The organism is Streptomyces sp. NPDC038200, assembly GCF_055600785.1.
The window spans coordinates 36,715-56,339 of the sequence record NZ_JBVJYH010000006.1 but is presented as its reverse complement, the minus strand read 5'-3'; the positions used below and the strand labels follow the sequence as shown (position 1 = coordinate 56,339).

16 protein-coding genes and 4 tRNA genes are annotated in these 19,625 nt (G+C 70.4%); 8 read left to right on the top strand and 12 right to left on the bottom strand.

Annotation, left to right across the window (positions count from 1 at the left end):
- Positions 1 to 29: 29 nt before the first annotated feature.
- The 3 genes from ACZ7KF_RS14635 to purM all read left to right on the top strand — a co-directional run bounded on the left by ACZ7KF_RS14635 (position 30) and on the right by purM (position 3,306).
- Complete coding sequence (locus ACZ7KF_RS14635) at positions 30 to 473, top strand: META domain-containing protein (RefSeq protein WP_471073531.1); 444 nt, start codon at positions 30 to 32, stop codon at positions 471 to 473.
- A gap of 201 nt (positions 474 to 674) precedes the next feature.
- Positions 675 to 2,204 (top strand): amidophosphoribosyltransferase, encoded by a 1,530-nt coding sequence (gene purF / locus ACZ7KF_RS14630; RefSeq protein ID WP_471073529.1) that lies wholly within the window; start codon positions 675 to 677, stop codon positions 2,202 to 2,204.
- 34 nt (positions 2,205 to 2,238) lie between these two features.
- Positions 2,239 to 3,306: a phosphoribosylformylglycinamidine cyclo-ligase gene (gene purM / locus ACZ7KF_RS14625; RefSeq protein ID WP_471073525.1), complete on the top strand. Its 1,068-nt coding sequence runs from the start codon at positions 2,239 to 2,241 to the stop codon at positions 3,304 to 3,306.
- Between the two features lie 90 nt (positions 3,307 to 3,396).
- Here the strand turns inward: purM and ACZ7KF_RS14620 are convergent, their stop codons facing one another.
- Positions 3,397 to 3,648, bottom strand: a complete 252-nt coding sequence (locus tag ACZ7KF_RS14620; protein ID WP_153540080.1) for a DUF3073 domain-containing protein — start codon at positions 3,646 to 3,648, stop codon at positions 3,397 to 3,399.
- 289 nt (positions 3,649 to 3,937) lie between these two features.
- Positions 3,938 to 5,044, bottom strand: a complete 1,107-nt coding sequence (locus ACZ7KF_RS14615) for a Leu/Phe/Val dehydrogenase (RefSeq protein WP_471073522.1) — start codon at positions 5,042 to 5,044, stop codon at positions 3,938 to 3,940.
- 202 nt (positions 5,045 to 5,246) lie between these two features.
- Between ACZ7KF_RS14615 and ACZ7KF_RS14610 the strand changes: the two genes are divergently transcribed.
- Positions 5,247 to 6,089 (top strand): DUF8083 family protein, encoded by an 843-nt coding sequence (locus ACZ7KF_RS14610; protein WP_471073519.1) that lies wholly within the window; start codon positions 5,247 to 5,249, stop codon positions 6,087 to 6,089.
- A gap of 519 nt (positions 6,090 to 6,608) precedes the next feature.
- Positions 6,609 to 6,815, top strand: coding sequence for a developmental transcriptional regulator BldC (bldC, locus tag ACZ7KF_RS14605; protein ID WP_003949541.1), 207 nt, complete (start codon positions 6,609 to 6,611; stop codon positions 6,813 to 6,815).
- Between the two features lie 460 nt (positions 6,816 to 7,275).
- On the opposite strand, the gene ACZ7KF_RS14600 is transcribed toward bldC, so the two are convergent.
- From ACZ7KF_RS14600 to hrpA, 3 genes are all read right to left on the bottom strand, one after another.
- Positions 7,276 to 7,467, bottom strand: a complete 192-nt coding sequence (locus ACZ7KF_RS14600; RefSeq protein ID WP_471073516.1) for a DUF6274 family protein — start codon at positions 7,465 to 7,467, stop codon at positions 7,276 to 7,278.
- Between the two features lie 475 nt (positions 7,468 to 7,942).
- Positions 7,943 to 8,017: transfer RNA gene (locus ACZ7KF_RS14595), tRNA-Asp, on the bottom strand.
- 94 nt (positions 8,018 to 8,111) lie between these two features.
- Positions 8,112 to 12,056 carry an ATP-dependent RNA helicase HrpA gene (gene hrpA, locus ACZ7KF_RS14590; protein ID WP_471073514.1) on the bottom strand — a complete coding sequence of 1,315 codons (3,945 nt, stop codon included), beginning with the start codon at positions 12,054 to 12,056 and terminating at the stop codon, positions 8,112 to 8,114.
- A 193-nt stretch (positions 12,057 to 12,249) separates the two neighbouring features.
- Between hrpA and ACZ7KF_RS14585 the strand changes: the two genes are divergently transcribed.
- Complete coding sequence (locus tag ACZ7KF_RS14585; protein ID WP_471073511.1) at positions 12,250 to 13,389, top strand: ABC transporter permease; 1,140 nt, start codon at positions 12,250 to 12,252, stop codon at positions 13,387 to 13,389.
- Here the strand turns inward: ACZ7KF_RS14585 and ACZ7KF_RS14580 are convergent.
- From ACZ7KF_RS14580 to ACZ7KF_RS14550, 7 genes are all read right to left on the bottom strand, one after another.
- Complete coding sequence (locus ACZ7KF_RS14580) at positions 13,386 to 13,706, bottom strand: hypothetical protein (protein ID WP_471074454.1); 321 nt, start codon at positions 13,704 to 13,706, stop codon at positions 13,386 to 13,388. The genes ACZ7KF_RS14585 and ACZ7KF_RS14580 overlap by 4 nt on opposite strands.
- A gap of 74 nt (positions 13,707 to 13,780) precedes the next feature.
- Positions 13,781 to 15,406, bottom strand: a complete 1,626-nt coding sequence (locus tag ACZ7KF_RS14575) for a hypothetical protein (RefSeq protein ID WP_471073508.1) — start codon at positions 15,404 to 15,406, stop codon at positions 13,781 to 13,783.
- Between the two features lie 149 nt (positions 15,407 to 15,555).
- Positions 15,556 to 16,233, bottom strand: a complete 678-nt coding sequence (locus ACZ7KF_RS14570) for a histone deacetylase (protein ID WP_471073505.1) — start codon at positions 16,231 to 16,233, stop codon at positions 15,556 to 15,558.
- A 99-nt stretch (positions 16,234 to 16,332) separates the two neighbouring features.
- Positions 16,333 to 16,406: transfer RNA gene (locus ACZ7KF_RS14565), tRNA-Phe, on the bottom strand.
- A gap of 24 nt (positions 16,407 to 16,430) precedes the next feature.
- Positions 16,431 to 16,505: transfer RNA gene (locus tag ACZ7KF_RS14560), tRNA-Asp, on the bottom strand.
- Between the two features lie 36 nt (positions 16,506 to 16,541).
- A tRNA-Glu gene (locus tag ACZ7KF_RS14555) sits at positions 16,542 to 16,614 on the bottom strand.
- An 80-nt stretch (positions 16,615 to 16,694) separates the two neighbouring features.
- Complete coding sequence (locus ACZ7KF_RS14550) at positions 16,695 to 18,356, bottom strand: metallophosphoesterase family protein (RefSeq protein WP_471073502.1); 1,662 nt, start codon at positions 18,354 to 18,356, stop codon at positions 16,695 to 16,697.
- Positions 18,357 to 18,439: 83 nt separating this feature from the next.
- Here ACZ7KF_RS14550 and ACZ7KF_RS14545 point away from each other — a divergent pair, with 83 nt between their 5' ends.
- The gene (locus ACZ7KF_RS14545) at positions 18,440 to 18,790 is read left to right on the top strand and encodes a metallopeptidase family protein (RefSeq protein WP_030348836.1); all 351 of its coding nucleotides are present in this window, start codon (positions 18,440 to 18,442) and stop codon (positions 18,788 to 18,790) included.
- Between the two features lie 166 nt (positions 18,791 to 18,956).
- Positions 18,957 to 19,478, top strand: coding sequence for a hypothetical protein (locus tag ACZ7KF_RS14540; protein ID WP_471073499.1), 522 nt, complete (start codon positions 18,957 to 18,959; stop codon positions 19,476 to 19,478).
- Positions 19,479 to 19,625: the final 147 nt, after the last annotated feature.

Here is a 19,625-nt window from a genome sequence, read left to right as displayed (position 1 = left end):
CGGCGGCCCGGCCCGGCCGTCGAACCGGTATGAAACGGCACAAGCAGCGCATGTTCCTGGTGATGGCCGCCGTGCTCGTCCCGCTCGCGGCGGCCTGTGGGAGCGCCCAGGGCGCACCGGCCGGGCCGCCCCTGACCGGAGTGGAGTGGCGGGTCGACAGCCTCACCGCCGACGGCGTCACCCGGCAGGCGCCGGCCGCCGCCCGCATCCGCCTCGGCACGGACGGCCAGGCCACCGGCAACCTCGGCTGCAACGGGTTCAGCGCCCGCGTCACCGTGGCCGGCGACCGGATCACCCTCGGCGGCCTCCGGAGCACCAAGATGGCCTGCGACCCCGAGCGGATGGCCTTCGAGCGCGCCCTCGCCCGCGCGCTGACCACCGGCACGCTCACCGCCCGGACCGACGACGGGAGGCTGACGCTCACCGACGGCGACGGCGACCTCGTCCGGCTCAGCCGAGGCGCCCCCGAATGATGTGCGACACCTCACTCATGGATACGGGCCGAAGGGCCGCGAGCGTCGGCCACAAGGGCACCACCGGCCACTCTGGCCCCAGGCCCACCCCGCTGACCTGCGTAAACCCAGAAAGCACCAAGGTGATCGGCAAGCCGGGATCTGTTAAGGCCGTGTATCCCCAATTCGGACCAGTGGTCGATCTCGCCTACACTCGGTGGCGTGCCACGTGGTGACGGTCGACTCAATCACGATCTGCTTCCCAACGAGAAGGGCCCCCAGGACGCTTGCGGCGTCTTCGGCGTCTGGGCTCCGGGCGAAGAGGTCGCAAAGCTCACGTACTTCGGGCTCTACGCCCTCCAGCACCGGGGTCAGGAATCCGCGGGAATCGCGGTCAGCAACGGCTCCCAGATCCTCGTCTTCAAGGACATGGGCCTGGTCTCCCAGGTCTTCGACGAGACCTCGCTCGGTTCGCTCCAGGGTCATATCGCGGTCGGACACGCCCGCTACTCGACCACCGGCGCCTCCGTGTGGGAGAACGCCCAGCCGACGTTCCGTGCCACCGCGCACGGCTCGATCGCGCTCGGTCACAACGGCAACCTGGTCAACACGGCGCAGCTCGCCGCGATGGTCGCCGAACTGCCGAACGACAACAACAGCCGCTCCACCCGGGTCGCGGCCACCAACGACACCGACCTGCTGACGGCCCTGCTGGCCGCCCAGGTCGACGAGGACGGCAAGCCGCTCACCATCGAGGAGGCCGCGCACGCGGTGCTTCCGAAGGTGCGGGGCGCCTTCTCCCTCGTCTTCATGGACGAGGGCACCCTCTACGCCGCCCGTGACCCGCAGGGCATCCGCCCGCTGGTCCTCGGCCGCCTGGAGCGCGGCTGGGTGGTCGCCTCCGAGTCCGCGGCGCTCGACATCTGCGGCGCGAGCTTCGTGCGGGAGATCGAGCCGGGCGAGTTCGTCGCCATCGACGAGAACGGTCTGCGCAGCTCTCGATTCGCGGAAGCGAAGCCCAAGGGCTGTGTCTTCGAGTACGTGTACCTGGCCCGCCCGGACACCGACATCGCCGGCCGGAACGTGTACCTCTCCCGGGTGGAGATGGGCCGCCGTCTGGCCAAGGAAGCCCCCGCAGAGGCCGATCTGGTCATAGCGACCCCGGAGTCCGGCACTCCGGCCGCCATCGGCTACGCGGAAGCCTCCGGCATCCCCTTCGGCAACGGCCTGGTGAAGAACGCCTACGTCGGCCGGACCTTCATCCAGCCCTCGCAGACCATCCGCCAGCTGGGTATCCGCCTGAAGCTGAACCCGCTGAAGGAAGTCATCAAGGGCAAGCGCCTGGTCGTCGTGGACGACTCCATCGTGCGCGGCAACACCCAGCGGGCCCTGGTCCGCATGCTGCGCGAGGCCGGCGCCGCCGAGGTCCACATCCGGATCTCCTCCCCGCCCGTGAAGTGGCCGTGCTTCTTCGGCATCGACTTCGCCACCCGCGCGGAGCTGATCGCCAACGGCATGACCATCGAGGAGATCGGCACCAGCCTCGGCGCCGACTCCCTGGCCTACATCTCCATCGACGGCATGATCGAGGCGACCACGATCGCCAAGCCGAACCTCTGCCGCGCCTGCTTCGACGGCGAGTACCCGATGGAGCTGCCGGACCCCGAGCTGCTCGGCAAGCAGCTTCTGGAGACCGAGCTGGCGGCCGGCCCCGCCGCCACGGCCGCGGCCGACGCGATCCGCCGCCCGTAACACCCTGCAGTACGACACGAAAGCTCTCACAGTCATGTCTGAGACAACTGGTGCCAGCTACGCAGCGGCGGGCGTCGACATCGAGGCGGGCGACCGCGCCGTCGAGCTGATGAAGGAGTGGGTGAAGAAGACCCAGCGGCCCGAGGTCCTGGGCGGCCTCGGCGGCTTCGCCGGGCTCTTCGACGCCTCCGCCCTCAAGCGCTACGAGCGCCCGCTGCTGGCCTCCGCCACGGACGGCGTCGGCACGAAGGTCGACATCGCACGCCGCATGGGCGTCTACGACACCATCGGCCACGACCTGGTCGCCATGGTCATGGACGACATCGTGGTGTGCGGTGCCGAGCCGCTGTTCATGACCGACTACATCTGCGTCGGCAAGGTCCACCCCGAGCGTGTCGCGTCCATCGTGAAGGGCATCGCGGAGGGCTGTGTGCTGGCCGGCTGCGCCCTGGTGGGCGGCGAGACGGCCGAGCACCCCGGTCTGCTGGGGGCGGACGACTTCGACGTCGCCGGCGCCGGTACGGGCGTCGTGGAGGCCGACCGCCTGCTGGGCGCGGATCGTATCCGTACGGGTGACACCGTGATCGCCATGGCGTCCTCCGGGCTTCACTCGAACGGATACTCCCTGGTCCGCCACGTCCTGCTGGACCGCGCGGGCCTCGCCCTGGAAGCGGAGATCCCGGAGCTGGGCCGCGCCCTCGGCGAGGAGCTGCTGGAGCCGACCAAGATCTACTCGCTGGACTGCCTGGCGCTGACCCGGACCGCCGAGGTGCACGCCTACAGCCACATCACCGGCGGCGGGCTCGCGGCCAACCTGGCCCGGGTGATCCCGGACGGCCTGCACGCCGTGGTCGACCGCTCCACCTGGACCCCGGGCGCGATCTTCGACCTGGTCGGGAAGACCGGCGACGTCGAGCGCCTGGAGCTGGAGAAGACCCTCAACATGGGCGTCGGCATGATGGCGATCGTGCCGGAGGAGTCCACCGAGGTGGCCCTCGCGACCCTGGCCGACCGCGGGGTCGAGGCATGGGTCGCCGGCGAGATCACCGACCGGGGCGACAAGGAGACCGGCGCCGAGCTGGTCGGGGACTACGCGAGCTGAGCCTGCGGGCGGCACCGCGGGTAGCACCGTGGGCAGCACAGAACCCGGTCGGTGGCAGTGCCACCGACCGGGCGGGTGCTGAGTACTAGGTCAAGCGCCGCGACGGTGCTGTGAGGGACCCTCGTCCTCGTCCTCGTCGTCGTCCTCATAGAGGTCGGCGTACCGAGAGTAAAGATCGTCCTCGTCGTTCTCATCGTCCTCGAACGGCTCGCCGTTCGGCGGCTGGCTCGAAGTCGATGCGCCCAGTTCACTGGCCAGACGTGACAGATCAGTCCCACCGCTGTTGTACTTCAGCTGGCGGGCGACCTTTGTCTGCTTGGCCTTGGCCCGGCCGCGCCCCATGGCTCGACCCCCTCGGTGACGGGGCTCGACGGCCCCAGAGTCTGACACGCGTTCATGATCGGAACGGACCCTCCGTGGAGAGGCCGGTCCGTAGGGCTTCCACGGTACCTGAGCCCGCGCCCATACGGTACGTCGCCCGCAGCACGCGCGTGTGCCCTGGACCTTCGAGGCGCCCCGTCCTCGCTGGTCAATGGCGATTTTAACCACTTATCGGGGAACGACCCGCCGGTGGAAGTGAGAGTTCTCTCTAAGTTGCCGCCGACGGGTACCGCTCATATGTGCGATCGGGCTAGTGCGCGACCCGGCTCGCACGGGCGTCGGCCATCCGCTGCTCGGCGATCCGGTCGGCCGCGGCGGCCGGCGGGATCCCGTCCTCCTTCGCACGTGCGAATATGGCCAGCGTGGTGTCGAAGATCCTCGCCGCCTTCGCCTTGCACCGGTCGAAGTCGAACCCGTGCAGCTCGTCGGCCACCTGGATGACCCCGCCGGCGTTCACCACGTAGTCCGGCGCGTAGAGGATCCCGCGGTCGGCGAGGTCCTTCTCCACACCCGGATGGGCCAGCTGGTTGTTGGCCGCCCCGCACACCACCTTGGCGGTGAGCACCGGCACGCTGAGGTCGTTCAGGGCGCCGCCGAGGGCGCAGGGGGCGTAGATGTCGAGGCCCTCGACCCGGATCAGCTCCTCGGTGTCGGCGACCGCCGAGACCCCTGCCGGGTACTGGTCGAGGATCCGCCGGACGGTGTCCGCGCGCACGTCCGTGATCACGACCTCGGCGCCCTCGTCGCGCAGGTGCCGGACCAGGTGGTGGCCGACCTTGCCGACGCCGGCGATGCCCACCTTGCGACCGCGCAGCGAGGGGTCGCCCCACAGGTGCTGGGCGGAGGCGCGCATGCCCTGGTAGACGCCGAAGGCGGTGAGCACGGAGGAGTCGCCGGCGCCGCCGTTCTCGGGGGAGCGGCCGGTGGTCCAGCGGCACTCGCGGGCCACGACGTCCATGTCGGCGACGTACGTGCCGACGTCGCAGGCGGTGACGTAGCGCCCACCGAGGGAGGCGACCATGCGGCCGTACGCGAGGAGCAGTTCCTCGGTCTTGTCGCGCTCGGGGTCACCGATGATCACGGCCTTGCCGCCGCCGTGGTCGAGACCGGCCATGGCGTTCTTGTAGGACATTCCGCGCGCGAGGTTGAGGGCGTCGGCGACGGCCTCGGCCTCGGTGGCGTACGGATAGAAGCGCGTGCCGCCGAGGGCGGGGCCCAGGGCGGTGGAGTGGATGGCGATCACGGCCTTGAGGCCGCTGGCCTGGTCCTGACAGAGCACGACCTGCTCATGGCCGCCCTGGTCCGAGTGGAACAGGGTGTGCAGGACATCAGCAGGCGCGCCGGTTACGTCGGTCACTGTGGTGACTCCTGTGTACATAGCGGCGAGTGGGGTGCGGTCCCCGTACGGGTGGCGGAGAGCCGTGGCATGAGCGTAGAGCCTCGGCCCACTCACCATCCGCGCAGTGTTCAGGATCACCCTCCAGGGCCCTCTGCGCACGCATGACCGTGGCACGATTTGCAGTGGTTTCGAGCCGGGTCCGATGGGGAGGGGAGCAGGCGTGCCGAAGGTGTCCTCCGTGGTCGTCCCCTATGCCGCCTACCTGCGTGTGTACGAGCCGCTGGGCGCCTTCCCGGAGCCGGAGCGCGGCCACTGGGCGCGCTACGCCCGCCGCTCCGACCGACCCTCCTACCAGGACGAACTGCGGCGTTCCCTGGCCGACTTGCTGCCCACCCCGCCGATCGCGGTGCCGGTGCACGAGAGCGGCGACGCCTTCGTGCTGGAGGTCGACGGCGTGGTCTGCGTCTGTCCCTGGCGGACCCGGCTGCGCGGCTGGCAGGCCCTGGACGAGCTGGCCGAGGAGCTGCCGCCGCCCGTGCTGGACGCCGTGCTGCCGCCGCTGGTGCGCCGCCAGGCCGCCCAGGACTACGAGCGCTGGCTCGCCCGCAACCCCGACGCCCGCCCGTGGATCCGCACGGCGACCTGGCAGGTGCCGCTGAACTGGTTCGTGCTGGTCTCGGACGAGGAGCGGCGGTACGACAAGGGGACCGCCGACGTGCCGCCGGTGCTGCGCTACCGCACGCCGATGGTGCAGGCCCGGCGCCGGGTGGCGCGGGGGCTGCGCACGCTGAAGGACGCCGTCGAGGAGGGGCCGCTGATCGACGGCCTGCTGGACGTCGGCCGGTGGCTGGAGGAGTTCCACCCGCGCTCGCTCGTGGAGCTGGACTACGGCGGGCTGGTGCACGTGCTGCCGGCGGGGGAGCTGGAGGGCGACCACTCGGCGGCGGACGTGGCCGCCGGCATCGAGGCGCTGCGCCGGGGGGACGGGACGGCCGCCGGGGAGGCGTACGGGCGGCTGGTGGAGCGGTGGCGGGCCGTGCGGGACAGACGTTCCGCGAACTGAGTGACGTACGTCACGGTCAAATCGCGTCCCAAGGACGTACGTTCTACTCGCCTAGACCACCTGATGGGACGTTGGTCCCGATCTGGACTTTTGTCTCAAGGGTGACGGACAGCACTTACCCGGCTCTTGCGCCCCTTACCGCTCCTCGTGCCAAAATAGGACAAGGAGTCCGGGGAGGGCTCCATCCGCCCAACTATGCTCCGCTCTGGGCGGATTCTCAGCATTGCACGCTTTGGGGGGTCTGGTGACTCCTGATCGCCCCTGTGACTGATCGTCACAGTGGCGTGACTGTCCGCTATGGCATGGTCCATCGGCTTCCGTCGCTGATGAACACCTGGGAGGGCAATTCCATCGGTTTGGCCGACGCGGCTGGACAGATGGTGTAGTTGTAGTGCCGAGGACAAGCCGTTCGTCCTATAACCGACTCGACTCGCGTCCGCCATTTCGGGCAACGCGGGTCAAGGTGCAGAATTTAGAGGAAAGAACCGAGAAGGTTCGGTTCTCCCGAGGAGGCCGCTCATGACCGCTCGCACCCCTGATGCCGAGCCGCTGCTGACCCCGGCTGAGGTCGCCACCATGTTCCGTGTCGACCCCAAGACGGTCACGCGGTGGGCGAAGGCCGGCAAGCTCACTTCGATCCGTACGCTCGGCGGGCACCGCCGCTACCGCGAGGCCGAGGTTCGTGCCCTGCTGGCGGGTATCCCGCAGCAGCGCAGCGAGGCCTGAACAACTCCATAACCGGGCAAGACGGTCGGTCCCCCAACCGGCCGAGGCGCCCGAAACCCTAGCTCCAAGCGACGCGGGACCTGCCCCAACAGGACCCTCGCCCAGGCCGAAGAGAACGTTGTAGGCAAGCGACACAGGGTGCGTCGTAGATCGCGCTGGACTCCGCCGGGTCCAGCGCGATCTTTTTTGTGCGCAGGTCGGTGGTGGGGGCGCTGCTGGTGAGCGTCCTTGTCGGAGTCTGGGGGCGCCTGTCGGAACGGCTGTGCGCGGTCCTTGGGGAGGGTGCAATTGCACATATTAAATTGACCCGTTGTATGACGGGGGTAAGTTCCACTGTTTCAAAAACCCATGCGGTGACTCCCGTCACATGTCCGGACGCTTGTTCGCTCCGGTCGGCATGCGCTAGTGGAACCGATCGCTCCAGCGTCCCATGCCCGCAAGGGGGTTGGGCCCGGCGGGGTCACGCGGGACGAGGGCCTTCGTCCTCGGCGGTCTCCTGGTCGGCCTCCTGGCCGCGGGAGCCGGCGTCCATCGCCAGCTGCAGCAGGCGGTGGCAGACGGGACAGTGGCGGGTGAGGTGCCGGTAGGACGAGGCGGCCGACAGGTGCGCCCTCAGAAGTGCCCGTGTCTCGTGCCGTACCGACGCCGCCATACGCCACCTCCAGGGGCCGCACGGGAGGAACGAGCCCTGCTCCCTGGGTACCGAGGGAATGTGACGCCGTCAAGGGCGCGAGACCGCCCGCGCCACCCCCCGGGGGCGCCCCGCGCAAGCCGGCCGTGCGTCCTTCCCCGCCACGGTGACGGGAGGCGCCCCGGACGCGCCTGAGGCCCGCTGCCCCTTCCGGGCGTGAACCCGGGCGCGACCGGGGCCCGCTGCCGCCTCGGAGTGCGGGCCTCGGGTGCGGGGCTCGCTGCCGTCTCGGGGTGCGGGCCTCGGATACGACGGAGACCCGCTCTCCCTCTCGGGTGCGGGCCTCGGTCTCTGTGCGGTCCTGACGGGATGTGCTGTGTCTGATGGCGGCTGCGCCGCGGGCGCGGTCTCCGCCGTGCGGGGTGACGGTGCTTGGTGGTGGGGGGATACGACGGAGGCCCGCTCTCCCTCTCGGGTGCGGGCCTCGATCTCTGTGCGGTCCTGACGGGATTTGAACCCGCGGCCTCCACCTTGACAGGGTGGCGAGCACTCCAAACTGCTCCACAGGACCTTGCTTCGCTGCGCTTGTTCGTGCGTTGCGCTGCGAGAAGGACTGTACAGGAGGGTGAGGGTCCTGGTCGAACTCACCCTCCGTACCCGTACGGCTACGGCGCTGCCGTGTCGATCGCCTTCACGATCCGCTTGTCCGAGACGGGGTACGCCGTGCCCAGCGCGTGGGCGAAATAGCTGACCCGCAGCTCCTCGATCATCCAGCGGATGTCCAGGACCGAGGACGGCACCGGGCGGCCCTTGGGGAGCTGCTCCAGGAGCCAGGCGTACTCGTCCTGCATCTCGTGGACCTTCTCCATGCGCGTGGTGTCCCGCTGGACGTTGGTCGCCATCTGCTGGAGCCGGCGGTCGGCGGCCACCATGTAGCGCATCAGGTCGGGCAGGCGCCGTATGCCCGCCCAGGTGACGAAACCGGGCTTCACGAGGGCGTCCAGCTGCTTGCGGACGTCCGTGAGGTTGGCGAGCAGCGCCGGGCTGCGGACGGCCTTCAGACGGCGCTCACAGGCCTGCCAGGCGGCGAGGACCTGCTGCACCTGGGCGACCGTGCGGACCGTGGTGTCCACGATCTCCGCGCGCACCTTGTCGTACAGCTTCCGGTAGGACTCCTCGTCCCACGCCGGCCCCCCGAAGTCCGCGATGAGCTTGTCCGCCGCCGCCGTCGCGCAGTCGTCGAACAGGGCCTGGATCGAGCCGTGCGGGTTGGCGGAGAGCGCCAGCTTCTGGGCGTTCGTCAGCTTCTCCGAGGCGAACTTCGCCGGGTTCACGGGGATGTTGCGCAGGATCAGCCGGCGGGTGCCCTTCCACATGGCTTCCGCCTGCTCGGCCTCCGTGTCGAAGAGGCGTACGGAGACCGTGTCGCCGTCGTCCACGAGCGCGGGATACGCCTTGACCGGCTGTCCGGCCCGGCGCGTCTCGAAGACCCGGGTGAGGGTCCCGATCGTCCAGTCCGTCAGCCCCTTGCGCTCCAGGGACTCGCCGCCCTCCCGGGACGCGGTCGCCGCCGCGGCCTGGGACAGCGCCTGGCGGGCCTTCGGCTTCAGGCTCAGCTTGAGCGCTTCCAGGTCCTTGTCCTCGGCGAGCTTGCGGCGCCGCTCGTCGACGATCCGGAACGTGATCTTCAGATGGTCGGGGACCTTCGCCCAGTCGAAGTCCTCCGCCTCGAAGGGGACACCGACCATGCGCTTCAGCTCGCGGGCCATCGTGACCGGCAGCGGCTCCTGGAGGGGCACGGCCCTCTCCAGGAACGCGCGCGCGTAGTTCGGCGCGGGCACGTAGTTGCGGCGGATCGGCTTGGGGAGGGAACGGATCAGCTCCGTCACCACCTCCTCGCGCAGGCCCGGGATCTGCCAGTCGAAGCCCTCGTCGGTGACCTGGTTGAGCACCTGGAGCGGGACGTGGACCGTCACACCGTCGGCGTCCGCGCCCGGCTCGAACTGGTACGTGACCCGGAACTTCAGGTCGCCCTGGCGCCAGGTGTCCGGGTAGTCGGCCTTGGTGACCGCCTCCGCCGACTCCCGGATGAGCATCTCCCGCTCGAAGTCCAGGAAGTCCGGCTGCTCCTGCCGCTTCCGCTTCCACCAGGAGTCGAAGTGGGCCCCCGAGACGGCGTGTTCGGGCACCCGCTGGTCGTAGAAGTCGAAGAGCGTGTCGTCGTCCACGACGATGTCCCGGCGCCGGGCGCGGTGCTCCAGCTCCTCGACCTCGCTGAGGAGCTTGCGGTTGTCGGCGAAGAACTTGTGGTGCGTGCGCCAGTCGCCCTCGACCAGGGCGTTGCGGATGAACAGTTCGCGGCTGACCTCGGGATCGATCCGGCCGTAGTTCACCTTGCGCTGGGCGACGATCGGGACGCCGTACAGCGTGACCTTCTCGTACGCCATCACGGCCGCCTGGTCCTTCTCCCAGTGCGGTTCGCTGTACGTCCGCTTCAGGAGGTGCCCGGCGAGCGGTTCCACCCACTCCGGCTCGATCTTGGCGTTGACCCGCGCCCAGAGCCTGCTCGTCTCCACCAGCTCGGCCGACATCAGGAACTTCGGCTGCTTGCGGAACAGCGCCGAGCCCGGGAAGACCGCGAACTTGGCGTTGCGGGCGCCCAGGTACTCGTTCTTGTTGCCGTCCTTCACGTCCTTCATCCCGATGTGGGAGAGCAGGCCGGCGAGGAGGGAGACATGGACGCGGTCGGCCGGGGCGTCGTCCTCGTTGAGGTGGATGCCCATCTGCTTGGCGACCGTGCGCAGCTGGGTGTAGATGTCCTGCCATTCGCGAATGCGCAGGAAGTTCAGGTACTCCTGCTTGCACATCCGGCGGAAGGAGCTGGAGCCGCGCTCCTTCTGCTGCTCGCGGATGTACCGCCACAGGTTCAGGTAGGCGAGGAAGTCGCTGGTCTCGTCCTTGAAGCGGGCGTGCTGCTGGTCGGCCTGCGCCTGCTTGTCGGCGGGGCGCTCGCGCGGGTCCTGGATGGACAGGGCCGCGGCGATGACCATGACCTCGCGCGCACAGCCGTTGCGGTCGGCCTCCAGGACCATCCGGGCCAGGCGGGGGTCGACGGGCAGCTGGGCCAGCTTGCGGCCGGTGTCCGTGAGCCGCTTGCGGACGTCCTTCTGGTCCGGGTCCAGGGCGTGCAGCTCCTGCAGCAGCTGCACGCCGTCGCGGATGTTGCGGTGGTCCGGCGGGTCGATGAAGGGGAACTTCTCGATGTCGCCGAGGCCGGCCGCGGTCATCTGGAGGATGACGCTCGCCAGGTTCGTGCGGAGGATCTCCGCGTCCGTGAACTCCGGGCGGGCGTCGAAGTCGTCCTCGGAGTACAGGCGGATGCAGATGCCGTCGGACGTACGGCCGCAGCGGCCCTTGCGCTGGTTGGCGCTGGCCTGGGAGATGGGCTCGATGGGCAGCCGCTGGACCTTGGTGCGGTGGCTGTAGCGGCTGATCCGGGCGAAGCCGGGGTCGATGACGTACTTGATGCCGGGGACGGTGAGGGAGGTCTCGGCCACGTTGGTCGCCAGAACGATCCTGCGGCCGGTGTGCGGCTGGAAGACCCGGTGCTGCTCGGCGTGGGACAGCCGGGCGTAGAGGGGCAGCACCTCGGTGAATCTGTACTTCTTCTTCTCCAGGGCGTCGGCGGTGTCCCGGATCTCCCGCTCGCCGGAGAGGAAGACGAGGATGTCGCCCTTCCCCTCGCCCATCAGCTCCTCGACGGCGTCCGTGATCGCCGTGATCTGGTCGCGGTCGGCGTCCTCGGAGTCCTCCTCCAGGAGCGGCCGGTAACGCACCTCGACGGGGTACGTCCGGCCGCTGACCTCGACGATCGGGGCGTCGCCGAAGTGCCGCGAGAAGCGCTCCGGGTCGATGGTGGCCGAGGTGATGACGACCTTGAGGTCCGGGCGCTTCGGCAGCAGCTGGGCGAGGTAGCCCAGCAGGAAGTCGATGTTGAGGGACCGTTCGTGGGCCTCGTCGATGATGATCGTGTCGTAGGCGCGCAGCTCGCGGTCGGTCTGGATCTCCGCGAGCAGGATGCCGTCCGTCATCAGCTTGACGAAGGTGGCGTCCGGGTTCACCTGGTCGGTGAACCGGACCTTCCAGCCGACGGTTTCGCCCAGAGGCGTGTCCAGCTCGTCCGCGACCCGCTCGGCGACGGTCCGGGCGGCGATACGACGGGGCTGGGTGTGCCCGATCATGCCGCGCAGGCCGCGGCCCAGCTCCATACAGATCTTGGGGATCTGCGTGGTCTTGCCGGACCCGGTCTCACCGGCCACGATGACGACCTGGTGATCGCGGATGGCTGCCGCGATCTCGTCCTTCTTCTGGCTGACGGGCAGCTGCTCGGGGTAGGTGACGGCCGGCACGCGGGAGCGTCGCTCGGCCATCCGGTCCTCTGCGCGGCCGATCTCGGTCTCGATCTCGGTGAGGACGGCGGCACGGGCCTCGGGCTTACGGATCTTGCGCGCGCCCTCCAGCCGTCGGCCGAGCCGGTGCGCGTCGCGCAGCGACAGCTCGGTCAGACGGGGGGCGAGGGTGCCGAGGGCGGGGGCGGGATGCGTAGACATACGCGGTCCAGGATCTCACCCCAGCCGAAAATCACGCGAACGATTTGACCGCGGGCGGTGGCGAGCGCCTCGAAGGGGCGCGGGACCGGGTCCGAGGTGCGGCTTCCGCCGCCCGGATGCGGCCGACCGCGAAGGGGGTGCGAGCCCGGCGACCGACGGGCACCTCCCACGGCGAGATGCCAAAGTAACCGTTATGTCCGATTCCCCGCACGGAGAGCACGGTTCCCCGCACGGAGGCCAGGGTCCCCCGCGCGAAGAACGCGATGCCCCGCACGGAGAGCACGGCCGGCACGGAGAGCACGGCCGCCCCCCGACCCGCGCGGAACGCTGGACGGCGTTCCGGAAGTCGCCCTTCCTGCCCGCGACGGTCCTGCTGCTGCTCATCGCCGCGGCGGCCGGCCTGTTCGCCGGTTCCTACACCTACGCCATGGCCAACCCGACCCCGCACGTCATTCCCACGGCGGTGACCGCGTCCAACGACGAGCCGGCGGCCCGGCGTTTCATCGACGGCATGGAAAAGGCCCTGAACGCCTCACTGAGGCTGCACGCCTACGACAGCCGGCGGGCGGCGGTGCGGGCGGTGGACGAGCAGAAGGTGTTCGCCGTGGTGGAGGCGCCCGCGGGCGGCCGGTCGGTCACCCTGGACGTGTCGGGTGCCTCGGGGGCCACGGTCGCCCAGCTGCTCGGGGAGGCGGCGGTGAAGGTGGGCCGGGCCACCGGCACGACCGTGGTGGTCCGCGACCTGAAGCCGTTGCAGAAGGGCGATCCGCGAGGGCTCGCGATCTTCTACATCTCGCTCGCCGCCGTGATCATCGGATTCATCGGAGCCATCCAGCTCAGCGTGCACGCGAAGGCGCTCAACCCCCTGGAGCGCATCGCCTTCATCGTCGCCTACGCCCTGCTCGGCGGGTTCACGATCGCCGCGGTGGTGGACTGGTGGCTGAAGGCGGTGCGGCTGCCGTTCGTCGAGTCGTGGTTCATCCTCGCCCTGACGATGTTCACCTCCGGCATGGTGTTCACGATGTTCAACACCCTGTTCGGACGGTGGGCGATGCTGCCGACCTGGGGGCTGATGGTGCTGCTGGGCAATCCGTCGTCCGGCGGCGCGGTGTCCTGGCCGCTGCTGCCGTCCCCGCTCGGCACGATCGGCCGCTGGCTGCCGCCCGGTGCCTCGGTGAACGCCCAGCACACCGCGGTGTACTTCCGGGGCCACCAGCACGCGTTCCCGTTCCTGGTGCTGGCGGGCTGGGCGGTGGTCTCCTGCGCGGTCTTCGTGATCTGGCGCGAGCGCCACCCCGGCGGCCGGCCGGTCCGGCCGGCCCACGCGGCCTAGGGGGTGCGCTGGGCGGGCGGGGCCGGCGGGGCGGCCTCGGTGTGCCTGCGGGCCGGGCCGTCCCCGAGAGCGATCGACCTCGCGGTGTTGGAGACGGCCTTGATGCCCAGGTAGGCGGTGGTCATGCTGCTGACGGCGGTGAACGCGGCGGTGAGGACGCCGACGGTCACCGCCTTGTCCCCGTCGAGCTGCCACACGCCGAAGACCGCGACCCCGGCGATCGCGAGATTGCCGAGGACGACCGCGAGCAGCCCGTAGCGGGCCCGGTCCTTCTCCAGTTCGGTGTCCCGGATGGCTCTGGCCTCGTCCCCGCCCATGTCGTCCCCCCCGCCGTCGCGCACCACGCGCGATCAGCCTGAACGTAGCGCCGACCGGGCGTGGTGCCAAGGCGTCATCGGACGTCGACGTAGTCCTCCGTGCCGCTGCCCACGAAGTGCTTGCTGTCGGGGTACAGGTGGACCGGTACCCAGGTGCCGTCCTGCCGCGCCGTGAAGCCCTTGCTGAAGGATCCGTTGCTCTTCGTGGTGACCGTGGACATCAGGTACCAGCTCTTCGCGCCCTTGGGCCGGAAGAGGATCTGCACCTTCTTGGCGCCGTACGACTTCCAGGTGCCGGAGCCGGCCGCGCGCTCCTGGAGCACGCCCTTGACGGTGATCGTCCGGCCCTTGGCCACCGGCTCCGGGGACGCGTTGGCGTCCTTGACCCGGGTGAGGGCGCGGTTGCGGCGCAGGGTCTTGCTGACGCCGCCCTTGATGTCCTTGGTGGTGGAGCCGGCGTAGTGCAGCCGCCAGTAGCCGTCCGTGTAGCCCGGCATCTTCTCCACGACGAACTGCGAGCCGTTGGTGGTCTGCACGGTCTTCTTGGTGGTCCAGCCCGTCCTGCCGTCGCGCGAGTACTGGATGTCGACGCCGATCCGGTCGTTGGTGTCGCGTCCGACCAGGTCCACGCTGCCGGTGACGTCGAGCTGCGCGTACTTGTCCAGCGCCGCCGTGAACTCGGTGAACTTCGTCGTCGCGGTGACCGCCACGGTGACGTCGGCGGTCGCGGTGCGCTGGATGAAGGGGTTGTACGGGTACGGCTGGAAGGCCACCTCGTAGACGCTCTTGCTGCCGTACGGGGACCGCGTGAAGGAGAAGCGGCCGTCGGCGTCGGTGGTCGCCTCGACGGGGCTGCACGTGGTGCAGTCCTTGTAGTCCATCTCCAGCGGTACGCCGGGCAGCGGTTTCCAGTCCGCGCCGCTCTGGTACTGGAGCGTGCCGGTGACGTCGATCTTGTCGCCGGCGGTGACGTGGAAGCTGTTCTTGTCGAGGACGAACCGGGTCGGCGCCGCCTGGGGCCGGACGTCGATCCATTCGCTGGCCGCGTAGCCCAGGGCGCCGTTGTAGGCGGCGAAGGTCCAGCCGCCCGAGGTCGTCTCGTGGGCGACGGAGAAATGGCCGGCGTCGTCCGTGACGGCGCTCGTGTCGGCGTGGTCGACGTTGAGGTCCACGGTGGCGCCGGGCAGCGGCACCGTCGCGCGGGTGCTGGGGTCGCGGACCACCATGTCGCCGCTGACCGTGATCGTCCTGTGCTCGATGTCCGGCTCGGCCGGCGTGACGGAGAAGCTGCTGAAGACCGGCTGCTTCTGGTAGTGCAGGGTGCCCGCGTTCTTCTCGACGGTGGTCTCGCCCGAGCCGTCGGTGGCCTCGACGTCGACCGTGTAGTCGCCGAGGGTGTCCAGGTGGATCGGCTGGGACGCCCAGACGGCGTCCCAGGACGAGGACTCGTACCGCTTCGTGAAGCCGGTGATCGTGGCCACCGGCTCGTCGGTCTCGCTGCCGCCGGCCGGGCGCAGCTCGGCGACGAGCTTGCTGACCTCGCCGCTGTAGTTGAGGCGCACGTCGAGCACCGACCAGTCGGACTGGTCGCTGTAGGCATCCTTGACGGTGGGGCCCGCGGCGTGGGCGGTGCCGGGTACGGCGAGCGTGGCGACCACGACGGCGCCGGCCGTCGCCAACCCTCTGGCAATCGGTCTCAAGAACCCCCCTCAGGGTTTTCATGGACGACGAAACCCCCCTCCGGTTGTGCGGGAGGGGGGTTTCCGTTCGTGTCACTGGGGCCGGGCAGGAACCGGCGGCCTATCGCTTTCAGGCCATGTCCCGCCCTGGCGTGGCCTGATCGTACTGGTCACGGGTGATCAGGGCCAGTGCCGAGGAGGAAGGTGATTGCCTCGGTCGACCAGTGGTCGCTGGCGCCGGGACAGGCCGCGACATAGGAGGCGACCGCCTCCTCGTCCCAGGCGCCCGCGGACAGCAGGCCGGCGGCCAGGAAGCGGATGTAGGCGGCCGAGGGAGGAACCCACTGCACGTCGTTCATCCCCCAGGGCGCCGTGAAGGTCAGTACGGGCAGGCCGTCCAGCTGACCGGCGCAGACGAGGGTCTCGTAGCGTCCCTCGCCGAGTACGGCACGTCCCCGCTGGAGTACGTCCGCCAGATCCAGGTCGACTCCCGGCCCCCGGTACATCTCCTGAGCGGCGATGTCGGCGAACTGGTCGCTGGTCACCAGGTGCGCCCTGGCCAGCACCCGGCCGTTCGCCCGGGGATCGTAGAAGGCCCTGCCTCCGCCCCACACCGGCGACTCGGTGGCGAAGTACATCGCACCGGTCAGTTCCACGGGGATCGACCGGTCCGGCATGGCGGGGTTGCGGCATCCCGGATGCTCCCGCGCCGCCTCGGGCAGGCGTCCGCCCTTGATGTAGGCGGCGAGACGGTCCAGGTGCACATTGGAGCCGTAGGAGGTGTACCAGACCCGCTCGGGATGCCGATCGAGCGGCAGCGCCGGGTCGATGCTGGATAAGGCCTTCACCAGGTCTGCTCCATGGGCGCACCGGGGGATGGGGCGGGCACGAAAGAGCCCCTCTCCATTGACGCTGGAGAGGGGCTCAAGCCCTGTACAGGGCTGCGGTGGCTGGGGCCGGGGTCGAACCGGCGACCTTCCGCTTTTCAGGCGGACGCTCGTACCAACTGAGCTACCCAGCCACGGTGTTTCACGTGAAACACCAGCGGTCCTGACGGGATTTGAACCCGCGGCCTCCACCTTGACAGGGTGGCGAGCACTCCAAACTGCTCCACAGGACCAAGCGTGCGTGCAACAGTGTCGCACACGGTAATGCGTGCCCCCAACGGGATTCGAACCCGTGCTACCGCCTTGAAAGGGCGGCGTCCTAGGCCGCTAGACGATGAGGGCTATCGGCCCGCCTGGGCGCTTCTCAGCGCGTCGGGGACGTGAGAAGCATATGGGATGGCGAGGGGTATCGCCAAAACGGTTTACGGCGAGGCCGCGGGAGGCGGGGAAGAGGGGGCGGGAGAGGCCGTGGGAGAGGGCGGTCGGGACGAGGGTGCGGGCGAGGGGGAGACCGGGCGGGACGACGGTGCGGGCGAGGGGGAGACCGGGCGGGACGACGGTGCGGGCGAGCGTGTGGCGCCGGGCTGGTTCTCGTCCGCCAGATGGCGGCCGACCTCGGCCGTCGTCAGGCCCAGGCCCCCCAGCTTGATCGCGTCCCACGCCTGCAGCCTCCGGCTCTCCCGGTCGAAGTAGAGGATCGACGCCTCGATCGGGGCGGGGTACCTGTGCTCCACGGCCCGCAGGCCGCTGCCGCCGGTCGAGCCCTCCCTCCGCAGCCGCGTGCCGTACGGCAGCATCTCCGTGCCCTCGTGGTGCAGATGCCCGCAGAGCACCAGCGGCACCACGCCGTCGGTCTCCCGGGCCGCGGACGGCTCGTGCGCGACGGCCACGTCCACGGGGGTGCCGGCCGCCTGCTGATCGCGCAGGGCGCTGGCCAGCCGCGCCCCCGCCAGCTCCTCCGACGCCTCGCTGCCGGGCACCGTGGAGCGGTCGGGGGTGAACTGCGGATCGCCGATGCCCGCGAACCGCAGTCCCGCCACCGTCTCCGCCCGGCCGTCGTCCAGGACGTGCACGTTCTTCATGCGCTCCAGATAGCGCTGGGTGGTCCGGGAGTCATGGTTGCCCCGCACCCAGACGTACGGCACGCCCAGGTCCCGCACGGGGTCCAGGAAGCCGTTCTCCGCCGCCGCGCCGTGGTCCATCGTGTCGCCGGAGTCGACGATCACGTTCACCTGGTACTGCTTCACCAGCGAACCGATGATCTTCCAGCTCGCCGGATTGAGGTGGATGTCCGACACGTGCAGGACCCGGATGGTGGAGGGGTCGGGCTGGTAGGCCGGGAGCGTGGACGTGACGTCGTAGAGCTTCGTCACGTTCGTCACCAGGCGTGCCAACTCCTGCTGGTACACGTCGAATTCCGTGACGATGCTGCGCGCGTTGCCGACCACCGAGGGTGCCGAGCTGAGCAGCCCGGAGAACCTCGGCTCCAGAACCGACTTCGGGTTCCAGGTGGCGTACGCCGACGCGCCCGAGGCGGCCAGCAGCGCCAGAGCCAGTCCGCCGGCGGCCAGGGCGCGGCGCGGGCGGCGGTAGACGGCGAGGCCGAGGGCGGTGGCCCCGGAGACCACGGCGACACAGGAGCGCACCGCCAGGTCGAGCGTGCCGTGCTCGACGTCCCGGGCCACCTCGTCCTGGAGCCCGGAGAGCCGCTCGGGGTGGTCCACCAGAGCCTGGGAGCGCTCCGGGTCGAGCTGGTCGACGTTCACGTCCAGGCGGACCGGGGCGATGTGGCTGTCCAGGCTGAGCGCGCCCAGCGGCGAGATGTTGATCTTCGTGCCGCCGCTGGCGGAGGGGCGCAGCGCCATCGTCGTGTCCATCGGGCCGACCGGGGCGCGGACGTCGCCGACGACCAGCAGGCCCAGCCAGGCGCCGACGAGGACGACGGTGACGAGACCGAGGGCACGGGTCCAGGGGCGGGCGCGGGAGCCGGGTTCGAGAGCGGGGAGCGGGCGGGTGCGGGAGGAGCGGCGGTTCGGGGTCCGGTTCAGCATGCTGTTCAGGGCTGCGAGGGGGACGCGGGCCATTGGTCCCGTATGCCCATGTACCGGCATGCGTATGCGACGGTTCGGCACTCTCCCGCGGGCCTCGCGTGCCGGACAATGACCATGTGCTGGAGATGACGCGCGAGGAGTTCGAGGAACTGGTCGCCGAGGCGCTCGACCGGATTCCGCCGGAGCTGACACGGCTGATGGACAACGTCGCGGTGTTCGTCGAGGACGAACCGCCCGCCGACGACCCCGAGCTGCTCGGGCTCTACGAGGGGACCCCCCTGACCGACCGGGGCGAGTGGTACGCCGGCGTCCTGCCGGACCGGATCACCGTCTACCGGGGGCCGACGCTCAGGATGTGCGAGAGCCGGGAGGACGTGGTCGCGGAGACCGAGGTGACCGTGGTGCATGAGATCGCCCATCACTTCGGCATCGACGACGCCCGGCTGCACGCCCTCGGCTACGGCTGAGCACGGGCGGGGGCGGGAGCGCGCACGGGCGGGCGGTGCGGCTCGGGCGGCGGCGTGCCGGTGCCCGCGGGGCACGGCGCCTGTGCGTGCGGGGTGGCGCGTGTCCTCTTGCGGGCGGCGGGAGTTGGGCAGGTTGACTCTTTCCTTGTCCCCGGAGGTGGCCGCCGTGCGCCCCTTGAACGTACCCGTCCGTCTCGTCGTCACGGTACTGGCCGTCACCGCCGCCGCCGGCTGTGTGAACGTGGGGGACGACGCGGGCCGGGCCCGGCCCGTCCACTCGGCCGGGCAGCGCGGCGGGGAGGCGTCCGGCGGCGGCCCGGTGGCGGGCGTGGGCGGCCTCGTCGGCGAGGGGGGTGTGGTCGGTGACGGAAAGCACGGGCACGGCGGCAAGGCGAAGCACGGGAAGGCGGCCTCGGCCTCGGCCAGCCCGACGGGCGCGGGCAGCGCGTCGGCGCCCCCGGCGCAGCCGGGCGAGCCGGGGGAATCCGTCACCCCCGGGGTGCCGGAGCCGACCAGGGAGCCGCCGACGCCCCCGGCCAGCTCCGCCCCGCCCGAGCCGCCGGCCTCCACCCCGCCGCCGCCCGTGACGGAGCAGCCGTCGGCCGAGCCGTCCTCGTCGGCGCACGAGGAGACGGGGCCGCAGCTGGTGCAGCGGGAGCCGGCGCCCGCGGCGGGCATGGCGGCGTGACGTGTCCGACACCGGGAGCGGTGCGGGCACGGCGGCGTGACGTATCCGACGCCGGGAGGCGGTCCGGGGGCCGCGTCCGGGAGGCGGCGCGAGCCGCGGCCGGGGGGAGTGCGAGGCACGTCCGGGAGGCGTGGCGGGGCGTGGCTC

Coding starts and splice junctions, on each gene's coding strand:
- ACZ7KF_RS14635 (WP_471073531.1), top strand. CDS start 30: ATGAAACGGCACAAGCAGCGCATGTTCCTGGTGATGGCCGCCGTGCTC.
- purM (WP_471073525.1), top strand. CDS start 2,239: ATGTCTGAGACAACTGGTGCCAGCTACGCAGCGGCGGGCGTCGACATC.
- ACZ7KF_RS14620 (WP_153540080.1), bottom strand. CDS start 3,648: ATGGGGCGCGGCCGGGCCAAGGCCAAGCAGACAAAGGTCGCCCGCCAG.
- bldC (WP_003949541.1), top strand. CDS start 6,609: ATGACCGCTCGCACCCCTGATGCCGAGCCGCTGCTGACCCCGGCTGAG.
- ACZ7KF_RS14600 (WP_471073516.1), bottom strand. CDS start 7,467: ATGGCGGCGTCGGTACGGCACGAGACACGGGCACTTCTGAGGGCGCAC.
- hrpA (WP_471073514.1), bottom strand. CDS start 12,056: ATGTCTACGCATCCCGCCCCCGCCCTCGGCACCCTCGCCCCCCGTCTG.
- ACZ7KF_RS14585 (WP_471073511.1), top strand. CDS start 12,250: ATGTCCGATTCCCCGCACGGAGAGCACGGTTCCCCGCACGGAGGCCAG.
- ACZ7KF_RS14580 (WP_471074454.1), bottom strand. CDS start 13,706: ATGGGCGGGGACGAGGCCAGAGCCATCCGGGACACCGAACTGGAGAAG.
- ACZ7KF_RS14550 (WP_471073502.1), bottom strand. CDS start 18,356: ATGGCCCGCGTCCCCCTCGCAGCCCTGAACAGCATGCTGAACCGGACC.